This is a genomic window from Streptomyces sp. NBC_01788, from assembly GCF_035917575.1.
Taxonomy (GTDB): Bacteria; Actinomycetota; Actinomycetes; order Streptomycetales; family Streptomycetaceae; genus Streptomyces.
Map to the genome: position 1 here is coordinate 246,735 of NZ_CP109090.1, position 19,209 is coordinate 265,943.

The following is a 19,209-nucleotide window of genomic DNA, read 5'->3' on the forward strand; positions in this document are numbered from 1 at the left end:
CGGGCCGCGACGGCCCCCCGGGGTGTTCTGCGCCCTCTTGCCGGAGATGAACCTGTACTCCCCCGCATCCGCGGGGGCTTCGCCCGAGCCGGCGCCTTCGCCTGGCCTGCCGTCCATCGCCGATGACCCGAGCACGCATCTGGGCCCTGCCGCTGCGGAGCGCAGTACGGGCGGCCTCACGTCACTGCGGGAACAGATGATCTACACAGGGCCGGACGTCGATCGCCGGCCCGGCAGGCAAGATCCGAAGCCGGCCTGACTGCGGTACGTGAGCTCGCCGACGATCTCGTGGTGGAAGCTCCACAGGCCCGAACGCGATCGGCGGATCCTTCGTACGCTTGCTCCCCGAGTCGGTCACGCGGAGGTGTACGGGATGCGGCACAGCGCGGCACCGGGCCGGAAAGCCAACTGCTTCTGGGGTGACCGGCCTTGCCCATGCCCTGCGCCGGAGACTCAGCTTGATCATCGGGGCGAGCCGAACGGTGGATCCGGGGCTAAGATCACGCAGTCGCCATTGCGAGCACCGCACGTCGAGCGGTTGGCGAAGGCTTCATCGCCTCCCCGAACCCAGTACTGAAGGTTCGGGCTCCGGAGGCTCCGAAACGGGGAGAGGCAAGGGGACTGACCATGGAAGAGCCGCGTCGCCAAGGCGGGCGGTACGAGCTGGGCGCGATACTGGGTCGTGGTGGCATGGCCGAGGTCCATTTCGCCCATGACATCCGCCTGAACCGCTCCGTCGCGGTGAAGACGCTGCGGGCGGACCTCGCCCTCGATCCGTCGTTCCAGGCCCGGTTCCGCAGAGAGGCCCAGTCAGCCGCCTCGCTCAATCATCCCTCGATCTGCGGGGTCTACGACACCGGCGAGGACTTCGTCGACGGCGTCCTGATCCCGTACATCGTCATGGAACACGTGGAAGGCTCGACCCTGCGCGATCTGCTGCACAGCAGTCGCCAGTTGCTGCCCGAGCGCGCCATGGAGATGACCGTCGGCATCCTCCAGGCGCTGGAGTACTCGCACCGCAACGGCATCGTCCACCGGGACATCAAGCCCGCCAACGTGATGCTCACCCGCACCGGCCAGGTGAAGGTGATGGACTTCGGCATCGCGCGCGCGATGGGGGACTCCGGCATGACGATGACACAGACAGCCGCGGTGATCGGCACCGCGCAGTACCTCTCGCCGGAGCAGGCGAAGGGCGAGACCGTCGACGCCCGCTCCGACCTGTACTCCACCGGCTGCCTGCTCTACGAACTGTTCACCGTTCGGCCGCCCTTCATCGGCGACTCCCCGATCGCCGTCGCCTACCAGCACGTACGCGAGGCTCCGCAACCGCCGAGCGTCTTCCGCCCTGAGCTCCCTCCCGAGGTGGACGCGATCGTCCTGAAGGCGCTGGCCAAGGAACCTGGCTACCGCTACCAGTCCGCCGACGAGATGCGCGCGGACATCGAGGCGTATCTCGACGGCCGGCCGGTGGCCGCAACGGCCGCGCTCGACGCCGTCGGATACGGGTACGGCGGCCACGCGGACAGCGCAGCGACCACCGCCCTGCCGACGCTGCAGCAGCCTCCGCAACGGTCTGCCTACAGCGGCGACGGCGGCCGCCCGGGCAGCGCCGGCTTCGACGCCGGGTACGCCGATCCGGCCCCCGCCGGAGGCCGGCGTGTGTCGCGGGGCGCGCTCATCGGCATCGGCGTGGCCGGCCTCGCTCTGATCGGCATTGTCGTGACCACCGCGCTCAGCGTCGACGGCGACGACCAGCAGGCCGCCGCCGACGCCTCGGGCAACGGCCAGTACGGGACGGACACCGCGCAGGCCCAAGCGAAGTCGCTCGACGCGCTGCTGCAGTCGAGCAACAGCAGCCGCACGTCGGTGATCGACGCCGTCGCCGCCATCAAGCAGTGCAGCAACCTCGCTGATTCGGCGACCACCCTGCGCACCGCCGCAAGCCAGCGCGACGACCTGGTCACCAAGCTCTCCGAGCTCACCTTCGACAAACTACCCAACCACGGCGACCTGGTGGCCCAGCTCACCGCGGCCTGGAAGGCGTCCGCCACCGCCGACAACCACTACGCCGACTGGGCCGACCAGACGGCCGGCACCAACGGCTGCCACGACGGCCACGCGACGAACAACCCCGACCAGGGCAACACGGCCAGCGAGCAGGCAACCGTCGCCAAGAAGAAGGCCGCCGCCCTGTGGAACCCCATAGCGCAGCAGTACGGTCTCCCACAGCGCCAGTTCACCGAGCTCTGAGCCGCCGGGGTCCGGCCTGGTGGCGGCGGGTGCGGGATCAGCTCGGCGGATGACTTCGGCAGGCGGATCGCAGAGCGATCGGCGGTGGAGCCGGCCGAACCGTTCACGTCGACAGCTTCAGTCGCGGCTCCCCTTCAGCATCCGGCTGAACGGCGTGGCCGGGCGCTCCAGGCGCTCGCCGTCGAGAGTGATGTCGACGGCCTCGTTGAAGAAGGCCAGCCGCCCCTGGATCACCGCCACCGCGGGCAACGGCTCGGGGTAGCTCCAGAGGACGTTGGGCGGCACCTCGCCCCCGCCGCGCCAGGACCAGTACTCGGCGGTCCCCTTGTAGGGGCAGCCGGTGTGGTGGTCGGTGGCGTCGAACAGGTCGAGGCGGACGTCCTCGAGGGGGAGGTAGTAGCGGGTGGGCAGGGCCGTCTCGAAGAGCAGGACGGGGGCTCGGGTGTCAGCGACGGTCTGCCCGTCGATCTCGACCCGCACGTGCCGGCTGCTGGGCAGCGCGTCCACGCGTTTGTGCGGGTCGCGAGGGTGGATGAAGATCTCCTCGTCCTCCTCGTACCAGTGGTCGAGGCCCGTGTCGCTGCGCTGGAACCACTCGAAGGCGATGTGGCCGGCCAGGTCCTCGGCGGGGAACGTCCAGGCCGCGTTGTCGCGCACCTCGCCGTCGGCGTCGAGGTCGTAGAAGACCCGGGAGCCGGTGTGCTTGCCGGTGGGCGGGTTCTTCGCCGGGCGGAGGAGGTCCGTGCGGACGTCCTCGCGCGGGAAGGCGTACTGCGGCACGGGCAGGTGGGGTTCCCAGACGAGCACCGGGTGCCGGCTGTCGACGACGGTGACGTCACCCTTGCGGCCGCGCACCCAGCGCTCGCTGGGCTCCCACTGGAGTCCTTCGGGGGTGGTCCTGATCGAACGGGCGGCTGGGTGGGCCTGGTGGGTGGCCATGGCCGGTGCTCCTTCCAGAGATCCGGATGCCGGTTCCTCTCCACGGTCCCACGATGCCGTGACGGGTGCCGGGTGACGGGGCCTCCGCGGGCCGCCTCCCGCGAAGGCACCCGCCGGTCAGGCGCGGAAGTAGCAGCGCAGGTACTCGCCGGTCGGAGGTCTCGGACTTCAGCAGATCCCACGGGGCGCCGGTGAAGACCACCTCGCCGCCGTGCTTGCCGCCATCCGGACCCATGTCTGCCTGATCCGGCGAACCGGGAGCGGTGGCTGCGGCTGAACGAGATCGCGCTGCCGGCGGCTGTCCCGGCCACCTGGCCGCGTTCATAGGCCGTTGGGGGGCGTTGCGGGATGTTGCCGGAATGGAGATCAGCGGTACGCCAGGGGGCCTGGCGCATCACCGTGCGTAGTCTGATTCGGCAGGCATGGACGACCCACCGCTGGGGCGAACGCACGAAGCGCCGACCATGACCGCACCCCTATCCGAACGGCCTCCTGCAGAGGCCGCGAGTCCGTTGTCAGTGAACGATGTTACTTTCTGTGACATGACCGACCACGCGCTATGGCTGCTGCGGCAGGACCGCCGCCTGGCCGAACTGGCCGCCTTCCCCTTCGGCTTCGACCTGGACTGCGCCACCCACGGCCATGTCGAGGAGGTTCGCCTCGCCTCGGGCGGGCCGCTGGAGACGATAGCCGGGGACGATACCGGGGGTACGTACTTCGTGTGCGCGGACGGCTCGGTGCTCTACGCCGACTCGGAGGGCGCCGCGGGGATCATCGGCTCCAGTGTCGACGAGACCCTGGAGCTCGTGATCGGCCTGCCCGGCTGGCGCGGCTACACACGTCTGTCGCCAGACGATGGCGAGGAGAAGATCCTGGCGTGCGTCGCGGAGACCGAGGACGAGATCCGTGAGTACCACGGAATCGACGAAGAGCGGGCCGAGCTCCGTGCGGTGCTGGGCTTCCCGAAACCCTCCCCGGTCGAGCTGGTGGGCAGGCTGCGTGCCGCGCTGCTGCGCACCGAGCCGGAGTTCGTACTGCTCAACGCGGATGAGGGGTGCGCGTACGACCGGATGGGCCCGGCCGGTCCCCCGCTGTGGGAGTCAGTGCTCGCGGCGGGCCGCGCCGATCTCGCCTGGCTGCGGGAGGGCGACCGCACGGCATGGCGTGAAGTCGCCGAGGACCCGATGCGGCGCCGGATCACCCTGCGGGCCGCGCAGTTCGACCGCGCCGAGGGCGATCTGGAGCTGCTGCGGCATCTGCTGCGGCACGAGACACGGTCATCGATGACGGACGAACTGCGGCTCGCGGCCGTGCTGGTGGGGCTGCGCGGAGAGACCGGAGATCTGCCGCTGCTGCTTGAGGTCCGGGAAACGGACTTCGACACGGCGTGCGGCCTGGGCGATATGCCGGAACCGGGAGCAAGCGCGGACGAGTTGCGACAGTGGGCGCGGACGCTCGACGAGTCGATGTTCGGGACGGACCCGTCGGACGAGCCGGTCTGCACATGGACCCGCCTGGCGCGGGACCAGGGAATGACGGACCTCGCGCGGGTGACGCTGATCCGCGAACTCGACACCATCTTCATGGACCAGAGCAGACTCCGTCGCCCCGAGGCGCCCAGCACCCTGGCCACGGCTCCGCTGAGCGGGCTCGCCCGGGACTTCGAGGAACTCGGCGACCTTCCCCAGGCGCTGCGCGCCCAGCGCCTGTACGCCGCCCTTCAGGAGACGGCATGGGACCGGGCCTCGGCCCGGCACACCCTGGCCCGCCTGGAGCGAGAGGCGGGCCGGCTGCCGCAGGCAGCGGACAGCCTGGCCGCCGTGCGCGACGCCCTGGCCACCCCGGGCGACGACTCACTGCGCTACTGGCAGCGGGTCAACCTCGGTCGCTACATCGCCGAGGAGCACTACCGGCTCACCCTCGCCCTGGCCGACGCGGGCCGCCCCGAGGAGACCCGTGCCCTCCTCACGGCCGCCGACGCCATACTCGGCGAACTCTCGGAGAACGCCGCGAACGGCATCCGCGAGCTCGCCGAGCGGACCGCTGCGAGAGTGCGGGAGGTCAGCCGAGGACGGCACGGCTGGGGCGGTCCGCCAGGAAGCAGTGGGGCGCGGCGGGCCAGGTAGTCGGTCTGTCCGGCAGCAGGTGCTGTTCAACAGAGCGATCGAGCCGATCCAGGTAGTTGTTGGACAGGGTCGGGGAATCCACGCCGCCACCATGCGATGCACCGCTGCGCGTGGCGTTCCACCGCCAGTTCTCCAAATACCCGGCCTCGAGCATCTGCCGGATCAGCCGCAGAAACCCGTGTGCCGGGCCTGCTGCGTGTCCGAGGTGTATCTCCTGTCGGTGGAAGCCTGGCCGTGGCATGCGGTCCATCAGAAGTCCCGCCCAGGCGCCCCGGCAGCGAGGCCCGAGGCCGTCGTCGTTCCCTCCTTCAGGACGAAGACGTGGCTGCCGGCGTCACCGCCATGCGAAGCGCCGGTACGCGGGCCTTTGACCGGGTTTCGACAGGGACGGTGCACCGCGAGGCGGAGGACGCGACGGCGCGCTATGGCGGCGAGTTCCATGCCGGTCGCGCCGCGACCTCAGGTGGTGCGGTGGGGGTGTGGTCGGCAAGTACCTGCTGGACGTGGGCCACAGGCAGGCAGCACCAGGCCGGGACGTTGTCACCGGCGGCGGCGCGCGTCTGGTCCAGACGGTCGAAGACTCCGGGGACCTGTCGCTCGGCCTGCCGTTACAGCTGCGCCGATCTCAGAGGCGAGACCGGCCGCTGCCACGGCCTTGCTGGCGACCGTAATCGTCGGCGGGGCGTTTCGGCGAGTTAGACGTGCTGGAAGCGGTGAGGCGTCACCGGCCGACGGGCCGTCAGAAGTCGTACGGCTTCTTGGTGCTCCAGTTCAGCACGTCGGCCTCGTTCCAGCTGAACTGCGGCTTCTGGCCCTTGGTGTCGACGGAGTAGAAGGGGCCGTTGTGACCGTCCGCGCCGCGCAGCGCGATGGCGAACGAGTGCGCCGTGTGGTTCTTCGAGCCGTAGTCGAAGAGGTTCACCGCGCTGTATGCCTTGCTTCCGGGCCGGAGCGTGATGTGCTTGTCGCCGCCCGGGTTGTCCTTCTTCGAGTGCGGCAGTGCGGCGCCGTCGATGTCGTCGCCGAGCTTCACGGCCGGGTACGAGGTGACCCAGCATGGCTTGGCGCCCTCGTTCGACGCGGCGACCAGCAGGTGGTCGCCCTGCTGACCGGCGAACCGGTGCACCGCGGTGACCAGCATCTCGTCTCCGCGGCACGGCTGGGCGCCGGACATTGTACCCTTGCTCGCGACCTCGTCCATCTCGCCCGAGGCAGTCGCCGAGCGCGTCCCCTCCTTGGCGTCACCACCGCTGTTGGCCTGCTCCGCGCTGCCCTTGCCGTCCCCGTTGGACGCGGACCGGCTCTGCGCGGTACCAGCGGCGTGCTCGCCGCCCGCCGCCTTCGAGCCGTCGTCGGCGCCGCCGCAGGCGGTCAGGCCCAGCGCCAGCGCGGCGGTAACGGCGGCCAGGGTGGCGGAACGGGCGGTACGGCGGGCATGGTGCGTGGTCATGATGAGCTCCCCCATTGTCTGTCGGGACGCGGCATCTCCCCCTGCTCCCGCAGGGCGACCGACCGCATCGGCTGTTTCGCTTCACCCCATGAGATGACGCCGGGGCGGGCGTAGTTCGCTCCGTTCTGTCCGCATTCGGTAACAAGGCGACGGGGTGCAGGCCCATCGGTGTTCACGCCGTGCCCGTCAGCGGTGCAGGGGAGGCCACCAGGCGCTCCCCCGCCCCTCCGCGGAACGGTTCGCCAGCGGTCCATCGCGTACACGCCCCCCGATGTCGACGCGCCCGTCCAGTGACGTCGGCGAGGAAGCGGGTATGGCGGTCGACCCGCCAGGCGCTGACGTCATCGTTCTACCCGAACCCGGGCACGCCAACTGGGCTTGCTCGAACCGGCCGTCGCCGCGGTTGTGCGACGCCCAGACCCCCTCGTCGCCGAAGCCAACGACGTCCGGGGTGCCGTCGACCGAGACGTCGGCGAGGAAGCGAAGGTGCTTCCTGCCCGTCCACCTCTGCGCGAGCCCGAAGTCATCAAGGGCGTACCACGGCTCGGCGAACGTCTTCGCAGCTACTCCAAGCTGAATGATCTGCGGCGCGGGCATCAGGGGTGACGGTCAGGACGGGGTGGAACCGCCATAGGCGGCCATGCGTTGACGCCGGTAGTGGTGCGCTGGTCGGACACGGTTTCCACATGAAGGTTTGCACCATTCCTGCCGCTCATGGCTTTTGACGAAGTACCGCACACAGGGTGGCGCGGAGCAGGCCCGCAGTTGGGCGCGCTGCGAACCGCTCAGGAAGTCCATGGCGGCGCGGGCCAAGGTCGCCACAAGTCGAACTTTTGTGTCTTTCTCCGCGGACAGCAGACGGGCTGTGGGGACACCGTCCGGCGGCCAGTCCATCTGCGGGACGACCGGCTCGAATCGGACGTGCTGTTCGTGGATGACGGTGACATCCTCACCGCCGCAAGGAGTGCAGCCGCGCTCGATCTCGGGTTGCATGTGGTCCGCCGCGATTACGGCGCGGAGGTCGCCAACGCTATGAGCCGGCGACTGGTCTTCGCGGCGCACCGGGACGGTGGGCCGCGTCAGTTCGTGGAACGCCCCATGCCCGACCTGCCGGACCAGTCCATGGCACCTGTCCTGGCCTGGGCGCAGGAACGGTTGGACTCACCGCTCGCCTGTCCGACCTTGCGGCGCGTGCGGCGGTCAGTCCGGCGACGCTGCATCGCCGCTTCCAGGCGCAACTGGACACGACGCCGTTGACGTGGCTCACGGGGGAACGGCTTGCCCTGGCGTGCCGGTTGATCGAGCGAGGTGAGTCCCATTTCGAGGTGGTCGCGCGGCGCAGCGGGCTTGGCACCGCCGCCGATCTGCGCACGCTGATGCGCCGCGAGATCGGCATCACGCCGTCCGCATACAAGCGCCGGTTCGGGCCGGAGGCGAATTGACGGCGGGCGGCCCCTTCCGGTGAACCACGAAAATATGCATCATCGTTGGCCATCGCCAGGGGCGAGAAGGCTGGTCAGCTCGGCGATGGCCTCCGGGCAGGGTTTGAAGCAGCGGCTGACGTTCTCCGGCCTCTTGTGCCGGGACTTCGCCATCAGCACCAGCAGGGCCGCCTCCGCCTCGCCAAGATGTCTTCCCTGGTCCGGGCACCGGTGGGTGACGAACTCCGGCCTGCGGTTGCGGGTTCGCGTTGATCATCCTTCGGCGTGTTGCGAGGCTGCGGCAGCCTTGGGGCCAGTGCGGCGGGTGTCAGTGGGCTCCGCTTGGATGCCTTTGTGACAGTGCATGAAGTAATCAAGCAGTTGCCATCGCAACTGTCCGCGAGCGGTCCAGGGCCTTGGCGATGCTGGACGCCGTTCTGAGCCCTGAGTGGGAATGGAGGTACTACTCCTTCGATTCCCGCTGGTCACCGGGCAAGGAGATGGCCTCGATGAGGGACGGTGCCGGCAACGACTACGCCATCGTGTTCGCCGTCGCCGGGGTGCATGCCCAGGCATGCGACCACGAGTCGCCGATGTCTCCGTATCGCGTTGCGCCTCCGGCGCCCTGGCCTGGGCTCTTCGACTCGGTACCGGACGTCTTCCGTCCTTGTGTGGACGAGCCCGCCTTCGCCGACCACAACGGACTACCCCGAGCGACCGTGTGCTTCTGGCGCGAGAGCTTCGACAGCCAGTGGAGATGCGGCGAAGTTCATGTGCCGGACGAGGACATGGACGACGCCGACGGTGCTGAGTCGCTGTTCGATGTGCTCATCGCGGGCAGCGCCGAGGCCTACCAGGAGTTCGCAGAAGAGGTCTACGAGATCACGCTGGACGTGGCCGCGGTCCAAGCGGTTTTTGATCTCAAGCCGCTTACCCAGGAGATCGTCTCGTCGTTGAACCCGGAAGTGACGCTTGGCAATCTGGCCAAGGACATCGCCCAGATCGGGTACCCGACGACCCGATGAGCACAGGTGGGCGGCGTGGAGCGGCTGGTCATCTCGGACTTCATTCGCAGTGTCCGGCAACCGGCTTACAGGTCGCCGACAGGTATGCCACGGTGACGTTCAGCGCGGGATCGCCCAGCCTGGCACCCAGGTCCCGGCAACGTTGTGGCCGGGCGCTGTGGCGGCGAGGTGGGTGCGGAGGGTGGCCAGCGCTGGGTGGGGGTTGTCGCGGTGCCAGAGGAGCGAGTGCGGGTAGACGGGCGTCGGGTCGGTCACCGGGATGCGGCGCAGGCCGTGGCCGGCGGGCCAGACGAGGCGGGAGTCCGCGCCCATGAAGGTGGCGAGGGCCGGGGTGTCGGCGATGGTGTCGAGGAGCGCGTCGGAGCCGAAGTTGGGGCCGGTCGCCTCGATGGTGAGGCCGAACTCGGCGACGAGGTCGTCGTAGTAGGCGGTCCACTCGGTGCCGGGGACGATGCCGGGCATCCAGATCCGGTGCCCGGCGAGCTGAGCGACGGTCACCGAGCGGGCGCCCGCCAGCGCGTGAGCGGGGCCGGTGAGGAGCTGGAGGTTCTCGTCGAGCACCCGGACAGACTTGACGTCCTCGGGAAGGGGATGCCCGGGGGCGGCGACGGCGCGGAAGGACGCGTCGATCGCACCGGAGCGGATGGCGGCGACGGCCTTGTCGATGTCGAAGAGCATCACCACGTCGAGGTCGATCTCGGGGTGCGCGCGGTGGAAGCCGCGCATCAGCGCTGACTGCGCGCTGCGCGAAGCGATCACGTCGACGCGCAGCGGTCGGCGCCCGGCGTGCACGGAGTCGACCGCGCGCTCGGCCACGCGCAGCAGCTCGCGCGCGTGCGGCAGGAATGCCTGCCCGTCGATGGTGAGCTCGGCGCCACGCGCGGTGCGGGTGAACAGCCGCACGCCGAGGTCGCGCTCCAGCACGGCGATGCGCTTGGAGACGGCCTGCTGGGTGACGGCCAGCTCGGCGGCGGCTACCTGGAACTGCCCCGAGTCGGCGGCGGCGACAAAGGTCCGGACGGCGTTGAGGTCCATGCCGACACCGTATATCCACAACTAATGGTTGTGGGGAGATGGTCTCGTGGTTGTTTGAGCAGTGGCGATGGTGCTCGCTTGATTGATTCTTGTCGCGGCTTGGTTGTGCTGCGAGGGAGAGCGCCGGCTCGCGAAGCAGGCACCGGCTGGGGCGGCGGTTCGGGTGGCTTGGGAGGCGTACGGAACAGGCGCGCTGTGCACGTGGCCGCCTTCGGCACGTTTCCGCTCCAGTGGCGGCCAGGACCAACCGCGCGCACTGCGACCAGAGCGACGGCCAGGCGGGGAGTCGACCGTCCCCGCGCGATCGGCTCCCCGCAGGTCCGCATCCCCGCTGCCGGCCACCACGTTCACCACGCCGGCCGGCAGCAGGTCCCGCCACACCTCGCTCAGCCGCAGGTTCGCCAGCGGTGTGAACACCGACGGGTGCTCAGGGAACCATCCCCAGGACGATCAGACTTGCCGACGGTTGTCGACGAGCCGAGTCTTCGCCCTCGGGAATCAGGCAAGAAGACCGCGCGATGGCCGGCCTGCTGCGGTAGGTGGGTGCCGGACACCCAGGCCGGTGCGGCCTTCTGCGGTCACGACGCCGCAGCCGGCATGGATACAGGAACACGGGCGGCAACCGCCACCGAAGACAAGCGAAGGACATCTGATGGCACACGCTCTGGAGATCACCACCCTGTCCCCCGCGCCCGGGTGCACGGCGCGGGACTTCGTGGCTGCGAACAAGGACATCGACGCCTACCTGGCCGCGAGGGACGGCTTCCGGTGGCGGAAAATCGCGGTCGGCGAGGACGGCTCGGTGATCGACATCGTGGCGTGGGACACGCAGGAGCAGGCGCGATCCGCCGCGGCGGGCATCATGACCGAGATGAGCGCGTCCCCGGTGCACACCACCATCAACCACGGCACCGTCGACTGGCGCGTGGTGGACGTCGCGCACGTGATCTGACGAGCTGACCACCGCATGCCCTTCGCCGATGACCTGATCAACCGCACCACGGCCCAGACGTGCATCCGTGCGATCCGGCAGTCAAATACCGGGGCGGAACTGCCCGCGCTGCGGCGGGCGGCGGCCGGTCTCAGCCGCCACGCCCCAGTTCGCCGTTGACATGGTCACTGTCTGGCTGCACCGGCTCCGAAGCCAGTGATCGAGAACCCCGCAGTGCTGTTCGGCGGCACCCTCGTGTTCACCGCGTCGCCGATGGCGGACTGCGGCCCAAGGGTCTTCAGACTCTCCGCCCTCACCCTCGCCCCCGGCGAGGGTGAGCACCATCCGGCGCGAGCACTCCCTGCGGGCCATCACGATGCGCCGCTACCATCCGGGCCGAGCCGGTGGCGACCAACTGCAGCGACTCGCGTGGGATCATCTGTCCATGAGCAGCGACCTGGAAGTGAGTGCTCTGGCGATCAATGTCACGATCCCGCAGGCACTCCGCTGGACGGACACTCGGCGCGGTGAAGCGTTCACGCTGACCACACTCAACGTCCGGCTTCTCCCGGACGGTCGCCTCGCCGCAAAGGCCTATGGCCGACCAGTCGCTGGGGGTCGGGGCGCATACGTCTCGTTTCCTGTCCCCGACAAGCCCGAACTGGCGGCCCTGATCGCTGGCGCCGCCAGCCGCGCCGGGGCACTGTGGGCCGCCCATCGCGGTCTCGGCTGAGCTTGGTTCGGCTCGAAGACGGACGGTGGGAGTCCCGGACTTCGCCCTCGGGACGTGGCCTGGGAGCGTAGTCCTTCTTGCGTGAGGCCAGGGCAACTGACGGCTGCGGAGTGGGAGTTCAACGGGCCGTATCTGCAGATCGGTGAGTACGGCCGGTCAGTATCCCGAGCGGCTTCGGCAGCAGCTCGTATCGGCGCCGTCGGGGTATCAGCCCGGAGAGGCCGGCGGACAGAGCAGCTTCCGGACCATCTTGTACGCCAGTGAGTCGATCGCGCGGACATGCTCCCAGCGGCCGACCCACACCGCGTCGGACCGCGTACAGAAAACTCCTGTGCGTCGGTTCGCCCACTTCTGCGATTATCCCCGAATGGCGCACCGTCTCGAATCGCTGGTCATCCGGCACACCCACCGCCTTCCCCTCCAGGGCTCCGCCGGGGAAGGAGCCGCCGCCGCACGGCAGTTCGACGCGGCGCTGACATCGGTGGGCTTCAAGCTCTCGGCGGAGCTGCTTGAGCGGCTGTCGGGACTGTCCGAGGCTGCGGTCGTGCACACCGCCAAGCGGACGCTGAGCACGGTGAGCGAGATGGTGGGCGACCACGTGCGGCACAACTCGTACTTCATCGACTTTCCGGCGAACGTGCCGGACACCGAAGAGTTCTGGATGCGGTGTGTGACCAAGGCGCTCGGCGACGACAAGTCGCGTGCGAACGTGCTGACGCAGCTGGCACACGGGGTACTGGACCTGCTCAGCCTCCCCACGTACGGCCGCTACCAGCACACCTACGAGGAGATGCTCGCGGCGCAGGACGAGCTGATCGCCTCGGCGGGCGACCGGGTGACCGTCCTGCATCTCGGGCGGGACCTGGACGACGAACTCACGGACCTGTACCTGTCCTTGGCGGGCAGCACGACGCCGCTGGGCGAGGACCACCTGCGCGACCTCAAGATGCTCGCCGAGCGGTGTGCGCTCGGCCCCCAGCCGGAGTCGATCCCGGTCCGGGAGAACCTGGCGGTCGTCAACGAGGCCCGTCTCGCTGTCGGCGCGGACCTCCTGCTGGACACCGTCATTGATGTGCTGCGGCTGGCCTGCGCACTGTCGGGCGGCGACGTGACGCTGCAGGAGCCGACCCGGTTCCGGGGTTTCTCGCGGCCGGTCCGCCGTGCGCTGCTCGCGGGCCTCGATGCCGTGGTCGCGGCGAACCCCGCGAAGCTTGCCGATGTGCACGCGCACCGCGAGCCTTTCAAGCGGCTCGGTGAGCGTCTCCACCCTCATGAGTACCCGCGCTGGCCGCACGCCGCCGGTGTGTTCACCGTGGCGCGGGGTGAGAAGGAGGCGCGGTCCTTCGACAGCCGTGTCGGAAAGCTGCTCGACGACTTCGACGTGCTCGGCGCGGTGCAGCTGCTGAAGTCCGCTCCCGGCAAGCTGTTCCGTGCCCTGGACCTCCTGCTGCGTATCGCCGCCGACCAGGAGGAGCGGGACGCGGTGGTGGCCGCCGCGGTGCGGGTCGCTCCCGAGGTCTCCGGCCGGGTCGTGCTTTCGGTCCGCGAGCACTTCCAGAACCGGGAGCGGGAGACCGACAAACCCCGGGTCTTCGTCAACCGCCAGGGCCGCGGCTGGGTCATACCCGACGTCCGGCCGCCGGTCCCCGCCGCCGACCGCGATCGTCTGATCGCCGCCCTCGACGCAGAGATGCGCCGCAGGCTCCCGGCCCCGGGCCGGCTGCTGCTCGACCCCGACGTCCTCGACGTGGCGCTCCCGCTCAGCGGCAGGGCGACCGCGGCAGGGCTCGGCGTACTGCCGCGAGGCTCGGTCTCGGCGGTCGACGGCGAACAACTGCGCTTCTTCGTGTACTGGAAGGAGACCGAGAAAAGGACCGACTACGACCTCTCAGCGTTGCTTCTCCACGCCGACTACAGCGCCGACTACTGGCTCTCCTACACATCCCTGACAGGTGTCGGGGGCGAGCACTCGGGCGATGTCACCGAGGCGCCCGACGGGGCCTCGGAATTCATCAACCTGTCCCTGGACCGGGTACGCAGCGCGTACATCGTTCCGCAGGTCAACATCTACGCCGGCGAAGGCTTCGAGGAGGTCGAGGAGTCGTTCTTCGGTTTCATGCTGCGCGATGGTGAGCAGACGGGCCGTCCGTTCGAGCCGCGCACGGTGCGTATGAAGTCGGAGCTTCGCGGGGCGGGTCGAGTGGCGCTGCCGTTGGTGTTCCGACGCGAGGACGACGGCCGGTGGCGCGCGAAGTGGCTGCACATGTATCTGAAGGGCATCTCGTCGGCCAACCGGGTCGAGGAGAATCAGTTGTCGGTGTCCAAGGTGGTGCGCGCCATCGTGGAGCGCGAGCATCTGACGGTGCGCTACCTGATTGACCTGATGGCCGGCGACACCACGGCCGTCGGTCTGTGGGACGGCGAGCCGGTCCCGGACGAGCCCGTGATGTACGTCGGTCTCGAACGGCCCGAGGGGCTGCACCCGGACTCTCAAATCATCACCCTCGAAAATCTGCGCGACTTGATCCCGGGCTGAGTGCTAGCGTTGCCCATGGCGAGGCCATGAAGGGGCTTCCTTCTCCATTCACTTTCCCTGAAAACAAGTTCTTTCGCTTTCCTCGCCCTCGACGTCGCTCCGGGCGGCACCCGCGCTCACCGCGCGAGTGCCGCCCGAGCCATTTGCAGGGCCGGTATCGCTGTTCAACGAAACGGCGAGAGGCGTTCCGCGCCGATCGCTCGCGCACCCGAACCGACAACGCCATCGACGGCGGAAGCGGGCACCGGCAGCCTGTTCCGTACCCTGGCGGGTATGCGCATGCGCCCCACGATGACTTGGACCCCTGCCGAGGACCTACCGCCCGGCACCACGGATCCGGAACCGGTCGTCGATGCCCTGATGATACTCAGCGGGGCGGGCCTCTCCACGGAGTCAGGCATCCCCGACTACCGGGGCGAGGGCGGCAGCCTGAGCCGGCACACCCCGATGACCTACCAGGATTTCACCGCCGGCGCCCAGGCCCGGCGCCGTTACTGGGCGCGCAGCCACCTTGGATGGCGCACCTTCGGCCGCGCCCGTCCCAACGCCGGGCACCGGGCCGTGGCCGCGTTCGGGCGGCATGGCCTGCTCTCGGGCGTGATCACCCAGAACGTCGACGGCCTGCACCAGGCCGCCGGCAGCGGGGACGTCGTGGAACTCCACGGAAGCCTGGACCGGGTTGTCTGCCTTTCCTGCGGCGCCTTCAGCCCGCGCCGCGAACTCGCCCGGCGGCTGGAGGACGCCAACGTGGGCTTCGAGCCGGTGGCCGCCGGCATCAACCCGGACGGTGACGCCGACCTCACCGACGAACAGGTCGGGGATTTCCGCGTGGTGCCCTGCACGATCTGCGGCGGCATCCTCAAACCGGACGTGGTGTTCTTCGGCGAAGCGGTTCCGCCGCGGCGGGTCGAGCACTGCCGCGAGCTGGTCCGTGAAGCGGCCTCACTGCTGGTCCTGGGCTCCTCACTGACGGTCATGTCCGGGCTCAGGTTCGTCCGCCAGGCGGCCCAGGCCGGGAAGCCGGTACTGATCGTCAACCGGGACCCGACCCGGGGCGACCGGCACGCCCTCACCCGCATCGCGCTCCCCCTGGGAGCGGCCCTCACCACGGTCGCCGATCGACTGGACATCCCCGTCGACGACCTGTGATCCACGCCGTGGCCGCCTTGACCGAATTCCTGCGTCCGCCATTTCGCATGCGTCAGGACCGGGCATTCGTCCGCATGCGGGAAGCCCCGTCTTTGCCTCGTGCCGGTGGTCAGACGTACATCGGCCCCTTGTCGATGAGCTCGGCCAGCCGGCAGGTGAGTTCCTGGACGAGCGCGGACGGGCCGGAGTCCGCCCGCCACACGAGCCCGAGTTCGACGCCTGGCCCGGTGTCACGCATGGGCACCACGGTCAGGCCGGGCTGGGCGAAGATCTGGGCGGCCACGCCGGTCGTCCCGATCAGTGTCACGCCGTGACCGTGGTGAACCAGTTGAGCGAGGCGTACGAGGTCAGGGTCGGGCAGCTGCTCGACCACGGCCCCGGCTCCGGTCAGCCATCGGGTCATCCGCTCCAGCGTCGCCGGCTGGACGGCGGAGGTGACCATGGGTACCCGCCGGGCCGCCAAGTCGTCCACGGTGATGTCGGTGCGCTGTGCGAGTTCGTCGTCGGCAGGGACCACGGCGCCGAACTCGTAGCGCGCCAGTGGCATCACCTGCAGGTCCGGTTCCTCCACGGGCAGGTGCGCCACGGTCAGGTCGAGCTCTCGGGCACGCAGTGCTGCGAGGAGATCCACCGATGCCTCGAACTCGATGGCCACGGGGATGTCCGGCTGGAGCTCGGCAAGCAGGGCGGCGACCTGGTCGGCGACGGTCGAGGGGGCCAGGCTGGGTGATCCCAGGCGGATGCGGGGCGCGCCGGAGTCCCGGGCGAGTGCCCGGCCGTGGGCGGTGAAGGCGGCCCATGAACCGAGGAGCTGGCGGGCGGTCGGCAGCAGTGCCGTGCCGGCTTCGGTGAGCCGCACCTGGTGGTGGCTGCGGACGAAGAGCTCCACGCCGAGTTCGCGTTCCAGTTCGAGCACGGTCCGGCTGACCGGGGACGGCGACAGCTGGAGCCGGGCTGCTGCCCGGGCGAAGTGCAGTTCCTCGGCTACCGCGACGAAGGCTTTCAGATGCCGGACTTCCACGATTGCGGAGCCTGTCATGTCCGCTCATGCGGGTCAACCAGGAACGTTGCGCGGCACGCAACGTGATCTTGTGAAAGAAACGCTGGTCAGCGTCCTGCGCGCTGCCGGACGGTGGTCGCACCGGAGACCGCCTTCGCTCAGGAGTGTTGTGTATGCCCAGCCATTTCCCCACCGACGGCCCTGACCTGCTCGGTGATCTTCGTGTCGTGGATCTCAGCACGGGAGCGGGCCGTCTCGCCGCCCGTCTGCTGGCCGACCTGGGTGCCGACGTGATCCGTGTGGACCAGGTCGGCGAGGGGTCCGGAACCGACCTGCACAGGATCGCCTTTGATGCCAACAAGCGCAGCGTTCGCCTCGAGTTGGCGGATGAGGTGGACCGGCAGCGGTTTCTCGGTCTGGTCGCCACCGCCGGGATCCTCATCGAGGACGGCCGTCCCGGCGACCTTGCCGCGCTGGGGCTGAGCGAGAAGGTGCTCCGGCAGGCCAGTTCCCGGCTGGTCGTGGTGTCGCTGTCCGCGTTCGGTCAGGACGGGCCGTACCGGGACTGGAACGGCTCGGAATGGGTGCAGTTGGCGCTCGGCGGTGTGCTGTCCAGGTCGGGCCTGCCCGGCATTCCGCCGGTGCTGCCGCCCGGAGAGCCGGCCACCCAGTCGGCCGCGGTGCAGGCGGCCTGGGCAGCTCTGGTCGGCTGGTACCACTCTCGGTGCTCGAGGCGACAGCGAGCGTCCTCGACCCGGGCTACGGCATTGGCGGCAGCGCCACCGGTGGTGTTCCGGCGAAGGACGGCCCGCGGGACCGCCCGGACGCGCGCCACTTCTACCCGATCTTCGCCTGCGCGGACGGACATGTGCGGATCTGCCTGCTGGCGCCCCGCCAGTGGCGAGGCATGCGCGCGTGGCTGGGCGAGCCCGACGAGTTCGCCGACCCCGCGCTGGAGCAGCTCGGAAAGCGCTTCGCCGCGGCCGGCCGTATCTACCCCTGCATCGCCGAACGCTTTGCCACCCGCACCCGCGACGAACTGATGGCCGCCGGGTCCGAGTTCGGATTCCCGATCGCCGGGCTGCTGTCCCCCGCCGAGGTGCTGACCGCCGAGCACTTCACGCAGACCGGTGCGCTGGTCGACGTTCCGGTCGAGGGCGCCGGTTCGGTGCGGCTGCCCAACGGCTTCGTGACCGTCGACGGGGTGCGGGCCGCGCTGCGGCGCCTGGCCCCGCCGCCGGGTGCCGACGACGCGCTGCTGACCGGGCCTGCCGCACCCGCCACTCCCGCGCCCGTGGCTGTGGAGGGCGGCTTCGGCGCTCGGTCCGGCGAAAGCAGACGGCCACTCGACGGCCTGCGCGTGCTGGACCTGGGGGTCATCGTGGTGGGGGCCGAGACCGGCCGGCTGCTCGCCGACCTGGGCGCGGAGGTCATCAAGGTCGAGTCCGCCGCCTTCCCCGACGGCTCCCGGCAGTCCTTCGTTCCCGGGCCGATCTCGGCGTCCTTCGCCTACGGCCACCGCGGGAAGCTGAGCCTGGGCCTGGACCTGCGCTCCCCCCAGGGCAAGGAGCTGTTCCGGCGGCTGGTCGCCGTCTCCGACGTCGTGCTGTCCAACTTCAAGCCGGGCACGCTGGACTCGCTCGGCTTCTCGCACGCCGAATTGGCCGCGATCAACCCCGGGATCGTCACCGCCGAGTCCAGCGCCTTCGGCCCCCGCGGACCCTGGAGCCGCCGCATGGGCTACGGGCCGCTGGTGCGGGCCAGCGCCGGGCTGACCGGCTTGTGGGCCTACCCCGACCGGCCGGACAGCTGGAGCGACGCCTCCACGATCTACCCCGACCACGTCGCCGCCCGGGTGCAGGCCCTCGCCGTGCTCGCGGCCCTGGCCCGCCGCCGGCGCACCGGGACCGGCGCGCACATCGAGTCCAGTCAGGCCGACAGCATCCTGAACCAGATGGCTCCCGCCCTGGCAGGCGAATCCGTATCCCCTGGTGCGGTGGCGTGCGTGGGCAACGTCGGCGAGGGTGACGCTCCCCGCGGCCTCTACCCGTGTGCCGGCGACGACGAGTGGATGGTGATAGACGTACGCGGCGACGCCGACTGGGCCCGGCTAACCGGCGCCCTGGGCCGCCCGGAACTGGCCGCCGATCCGCGCTTCGCGACCGCGCCCGGCCGGGTGGCCCACCGAGCGGCGGTCGACGACCTGGTCAGCGTCTGGACGGCGCAGCACCCGCCGCGGGAGGCGATGACCGTGCTGCAGGAGGCCGGGGTCGCGGCGGGCGCGATGTTGCGGGTGGTGGACCTGCCGGACGATCCGCACCTGCGGGCCCGCGGCTTCCTGGCCGTCCAGCCGCAGCCGCAGATCGAGGAGCCGCTGTGGGCCGAGGCCCGGCACGCCCATTTCACCGCTGTCCCGGACCCGGTCCTGCGGCCCGGGCCCCTGCGGTTCGAGCACACCCTCGACGTCGCCGGGCGGGTGCTGGGCCTGCAGCCGGCCGAGATCGACGCGCTCGCTGCCGCCGGCGTCCTGCAGCTGCCCACCACCGCTGCCGCGGCAGCGCGCTGAGGGCACCGTCCGACCGGCCCCGCCACAGTGATCCTTGGACAGCCA

Annotated in this window: 12 protein-coding genes and 6 pseudogenes; 10 read left to right on the plus strand and 8 right to left on the minus strand. The window is 70.0% G+C overall.

Annotation, left to right across the window (positions count from 1 at the left end; translation table 11 throughout):
* Positions 1 to 627: 627 nt before the first annotated feature.
* A pseudogene (gene pknB / locus OIE49_RS01240) lies at positions 628 to 1,854 on the plus strand (Stk1 family PASTA domain-containing Ser/Thr kinase); the annotation flags it as partial.
* Between the two features lie 516 nt (positions 1,855 to 2,370).
* Here pknB and OIE49_RS01245 read toward each other — a convergent pair.
* On the minus strand, positions 2,371 to 3,192 hold the full coding sequence (locus OIE49_RS01245; protein WP_326800657.1) for a DUF427 domain-containing protein: 822 nt from the start codon (positions 3,190 to 3,192) through the stop codon (positions 2,371 to 2,373).
* Positions 3,193 to 3,734: 542 nt separating this feature from the next.
* On the opposite strand from OIE49_RS01245, the gene OIE49_RS01250 reads away from it, so the two are divergent.
* Positions 3,735 to 5,318: a hypothetical protein gene (locus OIE49_RS01250; RefSeq protein ID WP_326800658.1), complete on the plus strand. Its 1,584-nt coding sequence runs from the start codon at positions 3,735 to 3,737 to the stop codon at positions 5,316 to 5,318.
* A gap of 739 nt (positions 5,319 to 6,057) precedes the next feature.
* Here OIE49_RS01250 and OIE49_RS01260 read toward each other — a convergent pair.
* The 3 genes and pseudogenes from OIE49_RS01260 to OIE49_RS01265 form a co-directional block, all read right to left on the minus strand.
* Positions 6,058 to 6,768: a DUF4232 domain-containing protein gene (locus OIE49_RS01260; RefSeq protein ID WP_326800659.1), complete on the minus strand. Its 711-nt coding sequence runs from the start codon at positions 6,766 to 6,768 to the stop codon at positions 6,058 to 6,060.
* 186 nt (positions 6,769 to 6,954) lie between these two features.
* Positions 6,955 to 7,299: pseudogene (locus OIE49_RS37010) on the minus strand (FG-GAP repeat domain-containing protein); the annotation flags it as partial.
* 78 nt (positions 7,300 to 7,377) lie between these two features.
* Positions 7,378 to 7,680 (minus strand): annotated as a pseudogene (locus OIE49_RS01265) (CGNR zinc finger domain-containing protein); the annotation flags it as partial.
* On the opposite strand from OIE49_RS01265, the pseudogene OIE49_RS01270 reads away from it, so the two are divergent.
* Positions 7,675 to 8,210: pseudogene (locus tag OIE49_RS01270) on the plus strand (helix-turn-helix domain-containing protein); the annotation flags it as partial. The pseudogenes OIE49_RS01265 and OIE49_RS01270 sit on opposite strands and share 6 nt — an antisense overlap.
* A gap of 39 nt (positions 8,211 to 8,249) precedes the next feature.
* Here the strand turns inward: OIE49_RS01270 and OIE49_RS01275 are convergent.
* A pseudogene (locus OIE49_RS01275) lies at positions 8,250 to 8,396 on the minus strand (site-specific integrase); the annotation flags it as partial.
* A 302-nt stretch (positions 8,397 to 8,698) separates the two neighbouring features.
* Between OIE49_RS01275 and OIE49_RS01280 the strand changes: the two are divergent.
* The gene (locus tag OIE49_RS01280) at positions 8,699 to 9,214 is read left to right on the plus strand and encodes a hypothetical protein (RefSeq protein ID WP_326800660.1); all 516 of its coding nucleotides are present in this window, start codon (positions 8,699 to 8,701) and stop codon (positions 9,212 to 9,214) included.
* A 99-nt stretch (positions 9,215 to 9,313) separates the two neighbouring features.
* Here OIE49_RS01280 and OIE49_RS01285 read toward each other — a convergent pair whose 3' ends face one another.
* Entirely contained in the window at positions 9,314 to 10,249 is a 936-nt protein-coding gene (locus OIE49_RS01285) for a LysR family transcriptional regulator (protein WP_326800661.1), read from the minus strand.
* A 652-nt stretch (positions 10,250 to 10,901) separates the two neighbouring features.
* Between OIE49_RS01285 and OIE49_RS01290 the strand changes: the two genes are divergently transcribed.
* The 4 genes from OIE49_RS01290 to OIE49_RS01305 all read left to right on the plus strand — a co-directional run bounded on the left by OIE49_RS01290 (position 10,902) and on the right by OIE49_RS01305 (position 15,598).
* On the plus strand, positions 10,902 to 11,201 hold the full coding sequence (locus tag OIE49_RS01290) for a hypothetical protein (RefSeq protein WP_326800662.1): 300 nt from the start codon (positions 10,902 to 10,904) through the stop codon (positions 11,199 to 11,201).
* Between the two features lie 424 nt (positions 11,202 to 11,625).
* Positions 11,626 to 11,913, plus strand: coding sequence for a hypothetical protein (locus OIE49_RS01295; protein WP_326800663.1), 288 nt, complete (start codon positions 11,626 to 11,628; stop codon positions 11,911 to 11,913).
* A 367-nt stretch (positions 11,914 to 12,280) separates the two neighbouring features.
* The gene (locus OIE49_RS01300; protein WP_326806104.1) at positions 12,281 to 14,449 is read left to right on the plus strand and encodes a TerD family protein; all 2,169 of its coding nucleotides are present in this window, start codon (positions 12,281 to 12,283) and stop codon (positions 14,447 to 14,449) included.
* 273 nt (positions 14,450 to 14,722) lie between these two features.
* Complete coding sequence (locus tag OIE49_RS01305; RefSeq protein WP_326800664.1) at positions 14,723 to 15,598, plus strand: NAD-dependent protein deacetylase; 876 nt, start codon at positions 14,723 to 14,725, stop codon at positions 15,596 to 15,598.
* A 109-nt stretch (positions 15,599 to 15,707) separates the two neighbouring features.
* On the opposite strand, the gene OIE49_RS01310 is transcribed toward OIE49_RS01305, so the two are convergent.
* Entirely contained in the window at positions 15,708 to 16,637 is a 930-nt protein-coding gene (locus tag OIE49_RS01310) for a LysR family transcriptional regulator (protein ID WP_326800665.1), read from the minus strand.
* 119 nt (positions 16,638 to 16,756) lie between these two features.
* The gene (locus tag OIE49_RS01315) at positions 16,757 to 16,936 is read right to left on the minus strand and encodes a hypothetical protein (RefSeq protein ID WP_326806438.1); all 180 of its coding nucleotides are present in this window, start codon (positions 16,934 to 16,936) and stop codon (positions 16,757 to 16,759) included.
* Between OIE49_RS01315 and OIE49_RS01320 the strand changes: the two are divergent.
* Together OIE49_RS01320 and OIE49_RS01325 are read left to right on the plus strand one after the other, a co-directional pair.
* Positions 16,868 to 17,787 (plus strand): annotated as a pseudogene (locus OIE49_RS01320) (CoA transferase); the annotation flags it as partial. The gene OIE49_RS01315 and the pseudogene OIE49_RS01320 sit on opposite strands and share 69 nt — an antisense overlap.
* Before the next feature lie 111 nt (positions 17,788 to 17,898).
* Positions 17,899 to 19,164 carry a CaiB/BaiF CoA transferase family protein gene (locus OIE49_RS01325; protein ID WP_326806105.1) on the plus strand — a complete coding sequence of 422 codons (1,266 nt, stop codon included), beginning with the start codon at positions 17,899 to 17,901 and terminating at the stop codon, positions 19,162 to 19,164.
* Positions 19,165 to 19,209: the final 45 nt, after the last annotated feature.